The 12,480-nt window shown below is 38.2% G+C and carries 13 protein-coding genes; 4 read left to right on the top strand and 9 right to left on the bottom strand.

What is annotated here, in order from left to right; translation table 11 throughout:
* Positions 1–398 precede the first annotated feature (398 nt).
* Positions 399–1,556, top strand: a complete 1,158-nt coding sequence (locus HX021_RS03755; protein ID WP_286588471.1) for a zinc-dependent alcohol dehydrogenase — start codon at positions 399–401, stop codon at positions 1,554–1,556.
* Positions 1,557–1,567: 11 nt separating this feature from the next.
* Here HX021_RS03755 and HX021_RS03750 read toward each other — a convergent pair whose 3' ends face one another.
* The 3 genes from HX021_RS03750 to HX021_RS03740 are packed head-to-tail and all read right to left on the bottom strand — an operon-like array spanning position 1,568 to position 3,078.
* Positions 1,568–2,128, bottom strand: coding sequence for a putative glycolipid-binding domain-containing protein (locus HX021_RS03750; RefSeq protein ID WP_286588470.1), 561 nt, complete (start codon positions 2,126–2,128; stop codon positions 1,568–1,570).
* A 37-nt stretch (positions 2,129–2,165) separates the two neighbouring features.
* The gene (gene ligD, locus HX021_RS03745; RefSeq protein ID WP_353621014.1) at positions 2,166–2,564 is read right to left on the bottom strand and encodes a non-homologous end-joining DNA ligase LigD; all 399 of its coding nucleotides are present in this window, start codon (positions 2,562–2,564) and stop codon (positions 2,166–2,168) included.
* 13 nt (positions 2,565–2,577) lie between these two features.
* On the bottom strand, positions 2,578–3,078 hold the full coding sequence (locus tag HX021_RS03740; protein ID WP_286588468.1) for an RNA polymerase sigma factor: 501 nt from the start codon (positions 3,076–3,078) through the stop codon (positions 2,578–2,580).
* 850 nt (positions 3,079–3,928) lie between these two features.
* Between HX021_RS03740 and HX021_RS03735 the strand changes: the two genes are divergently transcribed.
* Entirely contained in the window at positions 3,929–5,110 is a 1,182-nt protein-coding gene (locus HX021_RS03735) for a glycosyltransferase (RefSeq protein WP_286588466.1), read from the top strand.
* A gap of 130 nt (positions 5,111–5,240) precedes the next feature.
* Here HX021_RS03735 and HX021_RS03730 read toward each other — a convergent pair whose 3' ends face one another.
* The 3 genes from HX021_RS03730 to HX021_RS03720 all read right to left on the bottom strand — a co-directional run bounded on the left by HX021_RS03730 (position 5,241) and on the right by HX021_RS03720 (position 8,139).
* On the bottom strand, positions 5,241–6,164 hold the full coding sequence (locus HX021_RS03730) for an alpha/beta hydrolase (protein WP_286588464.1): 924 nt from the start codon (positions 6,162–6,164) through the stop codon (positions 5,241–5,243).
* Between the two features lie 20 nt (positions 6,165–6,184).
* Positions 6,185–7,102 (bottom strand): alpha/beta hydrolase, encoded by a 918-nt coding sequence (locus HX021_RS03725; protein WP_286588463.1) that lies wholly within the window; start codon positions 7,100–7,102, stop codon positions 6,185–6,187.
* 173 nt (positions 7,103–7,275) lie between these two features.
* Positions 7,276–8,139: a helix-turn-helix domain-containing protein gene (locus tag HX021_RS03720; protein ID WP_286588462.1), complete on the bottom strand. Its 864-nt coding sequence runs from the start codon at positions 8,137–8,139 to the stop codon at positions 7,276–7,278.
* 489 nt (positions 8,140–8,628) lie between these two features.
* On the opposite strand from HX021_RS03720, the gene HX021_RS03715 reads away from it, so the two are divergent.
* A complete protein-coding gene (locus HX021_RS03715; RefSeq protein ID WP_286588460.1) occupies positions 8,629–9,354 on the top strand; it encodes a hypothetical protein in 726 nt (241 codons plus the stop codon).
* A gap of 65 nt (positions 9,355–9,419) precedes the next feature.
* Here the strand turns inward: HX021_RS03715 and HX021_RS03710 are convergent, their stop codons facing one another.
* On the bottom strand, positions 9,420–10,406 hold the full coding sequence (locus HX021_RS03710; protein WP_286588457.1) for an Rpn family recombination-promoting nuclease/putative transposase: 987 nt from the start codon (positions 10,404–10,406) through the stop codon (positions 9,420–9,422).
* A 103-nt stretch (positions 10,407–10,509) separates the two neighbouring features.
* Here HX021_RS03710 and HX021_RS03705 point away from each other — a divergent pair, with 103 nt between their 5' ends.
* Entirely contained in the window at positions 10,510–10,707 is a 198-nt protein-coding gene (locus HX021_RS03705; protein WP_286588456.1) for a hypothetical protein, read from the top strand.
* Between the two features lie 45 nt (positions 10,708–10,752).
* Here HX021_RS03705 and HX021_RS03700 read toward each other — a convergent pair whose 3' ends face one another.
* Both HX021_RS03700 and HX021_RS03695 read right to left on the bottom strand, forming a co-directional pair.
* A complete protein-coding gene (locus HX021_RS03700; RefSeq protein ID WP_286588454.1) occupies positions 10,753–11,388 on the bottom strand; it encodes an MgtC/SapB family protein in 636 nt (211 codons plus the stop codon).
* Positions 11,389–11,562: 174 nt separating this feature from the next.
* The gene (locus tag HX021_RS03695; protein WP_286588453.1) at positions 11,563–12,480 is read right to left on the bottom strand and encodes a helix-turn-helix domain-containing protein; all 918 of its coding nucleotides are present in this window, start codon (positions 12,478–12,480) and stop codon (positions 11,563–11,565) included.

Genomic DNA, 12,480 nt, shown 5'->3' with positions numbered 1-12,480 from the left:
TGCTTTTTTATGAAAAAAGCATATAATGGACGGAAGCGTTCAAGCTATGGAAACAAAACTAGATACAATTAAAAAAGCTAGGTTGGAAAGGTGCCTAGCTTTTAAAAACTTTCTTCATAACTGGGACAAGCAGTCTTTAGTATAAGGACAATATAGGGCAATCTTTAGTTTGTATAAATTGTTTTTTTTCTTAAATCCTAATGATATACATGTCAAACAGTAAAAATCTGATCAGTCCACCGATAACTTCCGTTTTTTTTTGGGGCCCCGGACTTACTATTCACACTGATTTTTCTTGGTGCTAATTCTTTTTGAACCAAATCTGTTTGGGATAGGTTATTCATAGAGATAACAAACGAAAAATTAATTAAATGCAGCAACATTCTAAACTTTAAATTATGAAAGCAGCAGTATTCCATAAGCCCGGCGATATTAGTGTTGATAATGTGCCTGACCCAGCTATCCTTGATCCAAGGGATGTAATTCTAAAAGTTACAGCAACAGCAATATGTGGATCTGATCTACATATTTTAAGTGGTGCTGTTCCCCAAAAGGAGGAACTCATCATGGGGCACGAATTTATGGGGATCGTAGAAGAGGTTGGCTCAGAGATCAAAAATCTAAAAAAAGGCGACCGTGTCGTAGTCCCCTTCCCAATAGCTTGCGGAAAATGTTTTTTCTGCACACATGAAGCTTCGCCGGCCTGCGAGAATTCAAACTTTAAACATTATGGGCCTAATGGAGATATGATGGATCAAAAAGGTGGAGCACTCTTTGGCTACACTGATCTCTACGGAGGTTATTCTGGCGGTCAAGCTGAGTACGTTAGAGTGCCCTATGCCGATATCAGCCCAAGGGTCATTCCCGATCACCTATCTGATGAACAGGCTTTATTTCTAACCGATATTTTTCCTACCGGATGGTCTTCAATTGATTGGGCAGATCTGAAAGGTGGCGAAACTGTAGCAATCTTTGGTTCTGGCCCTGTAGGTTTGATGGCTCAAAAAGCGGCTTGGCTCAATGGTGCTGGTAGAGTCATCGCGATAGATCCGCTGGACTATCGGCTAGATAAAGCTAAAGCAGTCAATAAAGTGGAAACCCTAAATCCACACAAAGTAGATGTCATTAACGCAATTCGTGAAATGACTGACGGAAGAGGAGCTGACGTCTGCATAGATGCCGTGGGGTTTGAGCCTGAACGAAATCTTATGGATAAAGTCAAAGCAACGATCAATTTTGAAAAGGGATCGATCAAAGTATTGGAGATGTGCTTTGAAGCGGTCAGACGGATGGGCACTGTATCTATCATGGGCGTATATGGCTCGCCATACGATAATTTTCCACTTTTCAGAATTTTTGACAAGGGCATCACAATAAAGCAGGGCCAAGCACCTGTTCTTAACTACATTGATAAACTTATCAGCCTTGTCAGCGAAAATAAAGTAGTTTTGGATGATATTATCACGCATACAATTCCTCTTACAGAAGCTGAATACGGTTATAAAATTTTTAATGAGAAAGAAGATGATTGCGTAAAGGTGGTGTTGAAACCTTAAAACAAATTTTCTTATTTCATCCTTCCTTCTACTACTTCCTCGAATAGTCCAGGATAACTTGTCACGATACCTTTGGGGTCAACAGTAATGACCGCCTCGAACGGATAATCAAGGCTTTCATATAAATACTGATATTTTGCTTTTCTGGTATAGCGCTGTCGGACGGGTTTTATTTCGTTCTCTAAAAGATCGATATATAAAACATCAATATCTGAGGATTTACCAATCTCCAGAAGCAGATGATTGACCGGAAGAGTATTTGTAAATGGTGTCAGAGAGATATCAATATAGAGAAGCCCGGTCAGTTCTGGTATAACGGAATCATTAATCCACCAGTCCTTTCCAATTCTTCGACCTACTGTATAGTTTGTCTTACCATCGATATCAGATCGTATCTCAAATTCCTGAATACGCCACTTCTCATCTAATTTTAACGTATTGTTTACGGAAAATAACTGATTTTGATAATTTCCAGTAATTATAGACCGTACAGCCATCCCGTCTTTTTCCTGTTGTAGGGTACAATGCTCCCATGATTTGTAGAGAATGCCCCGCCAGAGTATCTTTTTCATCTTTTCTGAGGTTTAAATATGATATGAGCTGCCATTTCTATTTTTCTGAAAATTTTGCAATTGCTTTTTTCAGATCGATTCCTTTTCCAAGTACAGGCTTAAAGATGTCGCCCATTTCATTCATCCTTGAAATGGCGTTTCGGATATTGAAATCACTAATCTGAAGCCCTTTCTTGACCTCGTCCCAGTGCAGCGGCATTGATACCGTAGCTCCGGGTTTCGGTCTTACCGAATACGCCGTTGCAATCGTAGCATGCGGTCTGTTCTGCAAAAAATCAAGATACATTTTCCCTTTCCGGTCTTTTACTGTCCTTTCCAGACTTGTATAATCAGGCAGTTCCCGATGTACCAGCGTAACGATCACGCGCGCAAATTCCTTAGACTGCTCATAATCGTATTTTCCACCGAAAGGAATATAAATTGGATTTTGTCGCACGGATTGCTATTTGTTAATTTAATTTATAAAGCTTTAGCTCTTGCTGTAACTTTTTTCGGGCCATATGGATCCGAGTTTTTATAGTTCCTTCTGGCATATTAAAATAACTGGCGATTTCATGATACTTATAGCCTTCTAAATATAAACGGAAGATCTCGTAATTTTCAGCTGTCAATTTGCACATTGCTTTTTCGATATCTTCAGCTATAAATTTATTAAGCCCCTTGTTATGGACAATAGTATTAGTCTCTTCTAGACCAATATACGTATCTTGAACCTCGCTGACGCGCTTGGCTTTGCGGTATTTGTTTATGTAGGTATGCTTCATAATAACATACAGCCAGCTCATTAACTTGGGATGCTGCACAAAATTATCAAGGGATTTTAAAGCTCTGATCCAAGTCTCCTGAATCAGATCCTCCTTTTCATCAGGGTCATTTGTAAATTTAGCAGCAAAATGACTTAACAAGCCTCTTTTTTCCTTGATCAGTAGGTCTAAATTGTAATCGCTCATAACTTTCCTCTTTTTTGTTTATATTGATGTTGTTTGACGTTGATCTCATAAAGAGGCATCAATAAAAGTGCTAGTCTCTGAAGGTCTATTACACATCATACGGTCCATTGACAGTTAACGTAGAAGTACGTTTTTATGGAAAAAACTTGGCATAAGCGTAGTTAGTGACTGTATGCTACCGTATTTTTCCTATAACAACTAAAAAATTAACTAATTAGGATAAAAGAGATTTAAGTAATAAGTCAGGAAGAAAACGTATGAAGTACGTAGCCAAGACATAAGAATATAAAGCACTTGTTAGCACAATGCCTAAAAAAGTGGACAACTATCACAATTCGGGGAAGCGAGCTCCATCCTTTGACCCATGCCTAACCAAATGATCATTGACTTTCTTTGAGTTATTTTTTTTATCATAAAGTGTCAGACCGTAGCTAGCAGAAGCTTCACATGATACTCCCCAAGTCAATCTTGTACGCTAAACCAACATCTAGCCTCCTTTGTTCAACCCGTACATCAAAAATACTTGGTACAGTCAACCTAAGAGCTAGGGGTAAGTTTTCCATCAAAGGAAAAATACCTACTCAAGAAGTGTTTGTGCGGTATACACTGTATTACACTACGGATAACGCCTTTGTAAACTACGGATATGCAACAAATCCTCTCCTTTGGGTACAGCTTTTGATGCATAAAACGAAACAATATATCACCTTAATTATAAAATGTCATATGGAAAAAATAGATCAAAAAGCAAAGAAAATGGGCCTGGAAAAAGGATATTATTTACTTCTAATGGCGATTTTGGATATTCCGGTAAATAATGAGAAAGACAAGGGGAAAGAGGACTAAGCATATGAAAAAAATTGTTTTTATAAGTACCTTTCCACCCCAGGAATGTGGATTGGCAACCTTCACGAAAGATCTCAAAACAGGAATGGCATTGGATCAAACGGTATCCATCGATGTGATTGCTGTATCCAAATCTGGCTCCGAACAGTATGACCCGACCGTGCGCTTTGTGATTCACAAAGAAAGTCTTGACAGTTACATCCAAGCTGTACATATCGTTAATGAGGAATATGATTATTGTATCATCCAACACGAATATGGTATATTTGGGGGTGCCGACGGTATATTTATCAATCAATTGGTCAATCATTTAACGACTCCTTTGTTGACGATATTCCATACCATATTACAATCGCCATCCTTGCGACAAAAGGAAATCATGGAGTTGCTATTGACTAAATCCCAGGCTGTCGTTTCGCTTTCGGCGAAAGGGAGAGAATTATTAAAAGACCTCTTCCCAACAATAGACGAACATAAAATCCAGGTCATACCGCACGGTGTGCCGCAATTTGACTATAACCAAGGATTGGCAAAATATAGACTGGGCCTGCAGGATAATTTTGTCATGATGACTTTTGGCTTAATTGGGCGAAGTAAAGGCCTAGAATATGCAATCCGTTCCTTAGCAGGGCTCGATCTACCAAATTTCAAATATTTAATTGTAGGCAAGACACATCCGAATGTACTGGCACATGAGGGTGAATCCTATCGTTTTGAATTACAGAGTTTAGTGGATCAGTTACAACTGCGGGATAAGATCATTTTTATTGATGAATTCATTAACGATGAGCAATTAAAAGAATACTTAACAGCCTGTGATATCTATCTTTCTCCCTATCAGCATGAACAGCAGATCAACAGCGGGACTTTATCGTTTGCGGTAGGCGCCGGTGCTGCCGTAATCTCAACACCCTACTGGCATGCGATGGATTTACTGACAGATGAACGGGGAATCCTCACTCCTTTCAATGATGTGCAAACCATGGGCGATCATATCAAATTATTATATAGATCGAAGCGATTACTTGCATGGCATCGTTTCAAAGCACGTAGTTATGGGGAACAGACAACCTGGAAATTGATCGCTAAAATCTATCTAGAACTATTGTCAACACTCGCAACGCCTGTACGATCGCTCGTACATTATAAGAATTACCACACATTTGATCTAAAGCAAGAAGCATAACGCAAATGGGGCTATCCAAAAAGTTTGGATAGCCCCATTTTCATGAACTTTTATACCTATCTCCCATTGAAAGCCAAATGACCACTAACCTCAATTTCACATGTGTTGTTTCGTTGTATAAAATTACCTTTTATAGATTTTCCTGGAAAAAAGGGACCACTCTTTTCAATGCTTGTTGAACCGGTTCAGGTTTGTCATAGAGGTCATAATGAGACCAACCTTCAACGACTACCAATTCTTTCTTTTTGGAGGCTGCACGGCCGTAAATTTCCTGTCCATCGCGATAGGCTCCGAAACCGCCTGGTTTATCACCAATTACAATCAACAGTGGCTGTGTAAGTAGCGTCTCGGCATTGCTAAAAGCATCCCAGTCCACAGCAGCAGCCCGGTGCGAAAATAATGCACTGGTAGAACCATGAGGCTGTGCACCACGTGACGTTTTATAATAATCTGTAGCTTCCAATACATCAATATCTGTAATGCCTCCTCTTTTACCTTCTTCTACCGATGAAGGTAATAGCCCGTCTACCCTTAGTTGAGCTCCGCGAGCTTCGGCAGTACGTTGTTTGGCAATTGCTTCAAGTGTACCAATCGGATCATATCCGGCAAACCCTTCGCGGCAAAGACGTCCAAAGTTTACCCCGGTTATACTTACTACGGCCTTTAAACGGCGTTCTGATTTAGCAGCGCTGATGGAATATCCACCGCCTCCGCAAATACCCAATACCCCAATACGGTTTTCATCCACAAAAGGTAGTGTTACCAAATAGTCACAGGCATAGCTATAATCTTCGACCCGGAAAGACGGATCTTCTATAAAACGGGGCTCGCCACCACTTTCCCCTTGAAATGAAGCATCCGGAACCAATACCACAAACCCTGCATCTGCGAGAGCCTGTCCGTATACATTACCCGAAGTCTGCTCTTTACAGCTCCCTATTGGATGGGTACTGATAATGGTCGGATATTTTTTATTTTCGTCAAAATCAGGTGGGAATAATAAATCTGCTGCTATATCCCAATATAAGGCTTTGAATTTTACTGACTTTTTCATTTTATCTAATTTTATTTGAATTACAATTTTTCAGAGAAGAAAGGTACCAATTGTGAAATAGCTTCGTTCACATAGTTTTCTCTGTCATAAAGAGACATATGGTTTGCTCCTTCTATCACATATTTTTGCTTGTCTGAAGTGGCTGCAATCTTTAATAGGTCATCACTCATCCAGGCACTTCCGGCAACACTCCCTACAATCGCTAACAGTGGCTGTGTGAAAAATGCCTCAGCTTTATTATACGCATCATAAGTAATAATCTGCGTTAAGCTTCTTAATGTTGCCCATCCAGGCGCAGTAGGATATTGACACCGATCTGTATGATAATATTCCCAGGCTTCTCTCAATTCTTCATTGGGAGCATCTTCCTCTTTCATTGGAGCCAAGGGCATAATCTGTGATCCTTCTGTTGCATCGTTCGTTCTGGCACTTGCACCGGCCAACAAATAAGGCATTGCATCTGCATCTTGTACATTGTTTTCCCATCCATTGCGGAACATAGACCCAATATTGACAGCACTCACCATCCCAACCGCTTTGATACGATGGTCATTAATCGCAGCATTTGCCGTATAACCTGCGCCTGCACAGATACCCATTGCTCCTATCTTCTCTGCATCCACATAAGAAAGTGTGGTCAAATAGTCTACTACTGCACTGACGTCTTCTGTCCTGATGTAAGGATTTTCCAACTGGCGAGGTTCACCTGTGCTTTCTCCTTGATATGAAGCATCATAAGCTATAGCAATCAAACCTTTTTCCGCTAATTTTTTTGCGTACAATCCGGCGGCTTGTTCTTTTACACCTCCGCCGGGATGGGAAACAACTACGACAGCATATTTTTTATTTTCATCAAACCCTTCAGGGAAATTAATAATAGCTGATAAGGTAATCCCTTGCCCGTTTCCGTTGTTGATACTGATCTTTTGTTGTGACATGATATTTTCTTTTTTAAATTAAACGTCTTGTTATTTTGATAAAACAAAGTTAGCTACAGTCTCCTACCTGGAACGTAGACAGATTACTCGAAAACGGAAACATTTTACTGATTTGTAATTGAGGCAAAAAAAAAAAGCAACCTTGTTAGGTTGCTCTGACATATATGTATGACTTACATTGCCCTAAATACTTTTGGGGATAAACCTGTTTTCTTACGGAAAAACCTAGCAAAATAATTAGGGTAATCAAAACCTAAACTATAAGAAATTTCACTGATAGAAAGTGAAGTATTTTTAAGTTTGTCTTTTGCCTGGTTTAAAACAAAATTATGGATATGCTCGATCGGTGATTCTCCCGTAAAATGTTTGATTAAATCTCCAAAATAGTTAGGTGATAGATTGGCTTTCTGGGCAAAATATGCAACGGAAGGGAGACCTGCAATCACATCGCTGTTCCCAAAATACTGCTTTAGATTTTTATAAAAATTATCAATCACAGCATTATATTCCTTACTCCTGGAATCAAATTGTCTGTCATAGAACACTTGTGTATAAGACAAAATCAGAGCAATATAGGACATGATGATATCCTTGGAATACAATTCCTTCTGAAATTCATCATATGTTTTTTTGTACAGATCCCATAGAATAACTTCTTCATCTGTCGTAAGGAATAAGGCTTCATGGTTGTTGTAATGTACAAAATTGTAATCTTTTGCCAATTTATTTACATATTTCGCACTTACCAGAATATTGTAGCCCGCATCAGGAGCATTGATATCCCAGTGCAAATTGTTTTGCGGGCAGTCAACATACATAAAAGATTTAGCCTGGTCTTCCAGAAATTGGGTATTCTTAAAATATTTTTCCAAAGGAGGCTTTATGGCGAGCAAATAAAAATCAATGGTAATAGAATCGGATTGCAGTCGTAAGTTATCCTCATGTTCATAATTAATAATATGGAGATCCTCATTCTTAGGCTTGACAACGTTAAGATAGGATGCAAACTCTTTTATATTAAATATTTTATTTGTCATTACATGTTACTATTGTGCTTCTACAAAAATAGATTCTTTATCAGCTAATATAATGATACATTTCAAGCTAAAACGGATACATTTTACTGATTTTTAAGTTTTTCTTATCAATTTCACATCCCTCCCTGGTAATCAAGGTACTGATTAACCTGGCGAAACAATATTCACCGTGTAGCATAAACGTCTTGCTTCTAAAGGTTAAATATCATCCATCATAATTATAAAGTATGGTTCAATTATCCAGATTGTTATATAAATAAGATGAGGTAAGGATCAACGTTACGGCAGACCTACTAAATAACACAGCTAAATTTTGTTAAATAATTTTCATAAACTGAAAACAATCTATAAATTATAACAATTTATAGGATTAATTATAATAATGAAGTCCGTCGTTTAATTTAGATACTTTTCCAAATCACACAGCTTGATCGTAATGCACAGCATAAATTATAATAAATATATATTTACAAAACCAGCTATATCTTCATGCATAATCGTCCTTACAAGCTCCTGCTAATTTTAATTAGCATTATTTTTAGTAGTATAAAACTTACTTATGGTCAAAAACAGAATGAATATAGAGGCACTATTTTATCTTCTGATTCAACATTACTTTTAAGAGGTATTAACATAATAAATCTGAATTCTAAAGCCCATACACTGTCCGATGCTTATGGAAATTTTGTGTTAAATATTAATATAGGGGATACAATTGAATTTAGACATGATCATTGGGAAACAAAATTAATACAGGGAGACAAATTAAAAGATTCCATCATTTTAAATAAGAAAAGTATCGTGCTTGATGAAATCGTAATAACCAGAAACCGACATAATAAAGAAATAGGAGATCTGAAAGCAATACAGAAAGAAAAAAACAAAAAAGGAGGAATATACTATGGAGGAAGACCTCCTATAGCCCTCCTAAATCCTTTCGGGGGAAAGCCTATAACATTTTTTTATGAGCTTTTAAGTAAAAGCGGGAGAAGAGCCAGAAAAATGGAGAAAAATATTGAAGATGTCGAAAAAGAAAGTAAGGTAGATAGTATCTTTAATATTAATTCAATTAAGTCTGTTATTCCTATAAAAGAAGATGAAATTATAGAATTCATGGAAAAATATAGGCCCAATGTAGATCAGATTCAGTCATGGAACACTTATGACCTATACCTGTATTTACAAGAAAGCTACAAATCATTCAAAAAGCAGTGACTGTGACATGAACTGTGGATACTGTTTCATAAAGTATGTAGGTTCTCCCGTTTATTAAACAAACTCTATTTTCCTTTAGCCATCTCTGCCTCGATCTGCTTTACAAACTCTACAGTGACGTCCGCCAGTTCGGCAATATCCGAAATCGAAAACTTATTCGAAGACAAAAGGTTTTTTATTATTTTGGCTTGCCCCTCTGCAATTCCCTGAGCTTTCCCTTCAGCCTGACCTTCAGCCCGACCTTCAGCTTTTCCTTTAGCTTCTCCCTCTGCTCTTCCTTCGGCAATTGCTTTTTCGCGCGCCCTTTTCAATAGCTCTTCCTGGCTACTTCGGATGCTCTCCGCATCCCATTTATTCCTTAAACTTACATTGTACATCTCTCGTTCCTCCGGTTTTAGTTTGCTATACTCTGCTAACTGAAATAACTTTTCAAATATTGGTTTCCGCAGATATTTTGAAAGTCCCTTTAGCGAAGACATATTTTTGAGTATATAAAGCCAACGATCTAAATCACTATCTAACTCTGCCTCAGCTTTAACAAAGTTAACCAATTCAATATATATAAAACCCAGATCTTCGTAAAATATTTTACCGTGATCACGATAACATAGACAAATATCGTGCAAAAAATAGTTTTCCTCACCCCCATCAGGCATCCTAAACCCATCCATCAACACAATGATATAAACTTCAGTAATTTCATAATTCCAGGCCCTCCGGTTGCCTTTGGGGGCCTGGTCCGCAATCAATTTACTACTGTAGTAAAGCATGCGCTTTTTCAAATTAACCTGTGCCGTACGCTGCACTTCAATAATAAACCGTTCGCCATTGTCTGCCGTACAGGTCAGATCAAAAATAACGCTACCAATATCCTCCGTATCCCCGACATGCTCATTTTTGTTATAATATAAATCAGCAATAACCTTGCGTCCTCTAAAAAGTTCGTTTAAGAAAGCAATGAGAAGATCTTTATTGGTATCTGATCCAAAAACTTTCTTAAAGCCATAATCTGTCGTGATATCGATATATTTCGATTGTTTCAATTCACCCATAATCCATTGTTTTTAAATTGGTTAACAATACAAATATAAGTAATTAAAATATAAAAACTAATATTTTTAGCAAAATATCAAATATTAATTCTAATTTTGGAGTATGAAACTAAGCAAACACCCCCCAATAGGATATGTTGACCATATAAAAAAGTCTGCTTTGTCAGCGGCTCAAGGGGTGGGTATTGAAGCTGGAATGCTTATAGTAGAGGAAGGGCTGAAGAAATGGCCGGACGAATTGGATGCCGCAATAAAATGGGTCGTTATGGAGAGGAAAAGAATAAAGTCTATATATCGCTAAAACAATTGAATCTATGGCCTTCATGAGTTCATATTATGAAAGAATTTAAGAAAAACTGATGATCTCCGGTCGTGTGGCAAGTGTTTCGCTCATCTCTACCAGAAGCTCTTTTTTACCAGATACTTTAAATAATACGATCAAATGATCGTCGTCTTTAGCAATTTCAATACGTTCTAAAATAAGCCCCTTTGTCTGTAAAACACTTTCGAGATTTTCAATCTGATGGAAGTTGGGGTCACGAAAAGTTACACTCAGGAACTGCTCCTTTTGTAATTGCGCAATTATTCGCTCTACCCTCGTAACCATTAACAAAACTCCAAGTGTAATAAGGGTCAGACAAAGGGCTAAGGCATGGTAACCTATCCCCGCTGTCATTCCAATTGCCGCCGAAGTCCAGATTACGGCAGCAGTGGTCAAACCATGTACTGAAATTTTATCTTTAAAAATAACACCCGCACCAATAAAACCGATCCCTGTTATGATATTTGCCGAAATCCGGTCGTCTGTTTGTGCACCATGCTGAGAGACTATCGTAAAAATGGTCGACCCGAGTGAAATTAAAATTATTGTACGAAAACCGGCAGACTTATTTTTGTATTCACGCTCAAAACCGATTGCCCCTCCACATAATATTGAGACAACCATCGCGACCATATCCTTAATTTCTACAGTAAAATCCATTAGTAAAATGTGCTAAAATTATGTATTATTGATTTCGACTTTATCAGTATTTCAAATTTAAGATTTTTTATTGTTCTTAATTTGATATGCCGACTAAGTTAGCAACTCCAACCGGCAAAACAGCGCTGGAAAACTTCTAGTGAAGGTCGGTAGAAAAAAATAATAAGATTTTAATCAATTAAAGGATTTACGAAACTCCATAGGGGAAATATTGGTTTTGGCCTTAAATAGTTTGTTGAATGACTGAGAGTGCTCAAAGCCCAATTCATAGGCGATCTCACTTATGGTAAGTTCTGTTGTGGAAAGCCTCTCTTTGGCTTTTTCGATTACCTTCTCGTGGATGATCTGCTGCGTGGTTTGTCCTGTCAGCGATTTGAGCAGTCCCCGCATGTATTGGGTTGACATATTCAGCTTTTCGGACAGCAGCTGTACCGTCGGCAGCCCATTCCGCAGGATATGTTCTCCTTCAAAATATTCATTAAGAAAGATCTCCAGCTGCTCTAAAAACTGATGACTGGCTTTCTTACGTGTTATAAACTGACGCTGATAAAAACGCTCGGAATAATTAAACAGGGTCTCCAACTGGGAAATGATAATATTCTGGCTGAACTGGTCTATATGGCTCTGATATTCCTGCTTGATGTTTTCGATGATCTGCTTCATTTTGAATTCCTCGTCTTCTGATAGGAACAGCGCCTCATTGACCGAATAATCAAAAAATTCATATCTTTTGATCGAAGTGGAAAGTGCCGTATTCCAGAGAAAGTCCGGATGGATCATCAGCATCCACCCGGAAGGATTCTTTCCTTGTTCTTCACGTATGACACTTAAAACCTGATGTGGGGCCATGCAGAACATCACTCCTTCATTAAAATCATATTCATTCTGCCCATACCTGTACTTGTGGTCCATGTCGCGTTTTACCGAAATCGTATAAAAATCAAACAACAGGCTCTGTTTTCCGACCTTTGCTTGCTCGGTCATATCTTCATAATTGATCACACTGATGAGCGGATGCTTCGACCCCGGCAGACCACGCAGTTTGTGGAAATCGGAAATGGTCTTAATTCGAATGGGTTTATTATCGGACAT

The organism is Sphingobacterium sp. N143, from assembly GCF_030325625.1.
Taxonomy (GTDB): domain Bacteria; phylum Bacteroidota; class Bacteroidia; order Sphingobacteriales; family Sphingobacteriaceae; genus Sphingobacterium.
This window is presented reverse-complemented; position numbering and strand designations above follow the sequence as displayed.

Coding starts and splice junctions, on each gene's coding strand:
- HX021_RS03755 (WP_286588471.1), top strand. CDS start 399: ATGAAAGCAGCAGTATTCCATAAGCCCGGCGATATTAGTGTTGATAAT.
- HX021_RS03750 (WP_286588470.1), bottom strand. CDS start 2,128: ATGAAAAAGATACTCTGGCGGGGCATTCTCTACAAATCATGGGAGCAT.
- HX021_RS03740 (WP_286588468.1), bottom strand. CDS start 3,078: ATGAGCGATTACAATTTAGACCTACTGATCAAGGAAAAAAGAGGCTTG.
- HX021_RS03735 (WP_286588466.1), top strand. CDS start 3,929: ATGAAAAAAATTGTTTTTATAAGTACCTTTCCACCCCAGGAATGTGGA.
- HX021_RS03730 (WP_286588464.1), bottom strand. CDS start 6,164: ATGAAAAAGTCAGTAAAATTCAAAGCCTTATATTGGGATATAGCAGCA.
- HX021_RS03725 (WP_286588463.1), bottom strand. CDS start 7,102: ATGTCACAACAAAAGATCAGTATCAACAACGGAAACGGGCAAGGGATT.
- HX021_RS03720 (WP_286588462.1), bottom strand. CDS start 8,139: ATGACAAATAAAATATTTAATATAAAAGAGTTTGCATCCTATCTTAAC.
- HX021_RS03715 (WP_286588460.1), top strand. CDS start 8,629: ATGCATAATCGTCCTTACAAGCTCCTGCTAATTTTAATTAGCATTATT.
- HX021_RS03710 (WP_286588457.1), bottom strand. CDS start 10,406: ATGGGTGAATTGAAACAATCGAAATATATCGATATCACGACAGATTAT.
- HX021_RS03705 (WP_286588456.1), top strand. CDS start 10,510: ATGAAACTAAGCAAACACCCCCCAATAGGATATGTTGACCATATAAAA.
- HX021_RS03700 (WP_286588454.1), bottom strand. CDS start 11,388: ATGGATTTTACTGTAGAAATTAAGGATATGGTCGCGATGGTTGTCTCA.
- HX021_RS03695 (WP_286588453.1), bottom strand. CDS start 12,480: ATGTCCGATAATAAACCCATTCGAATTAAGACCATTTCCGATTTCCAC.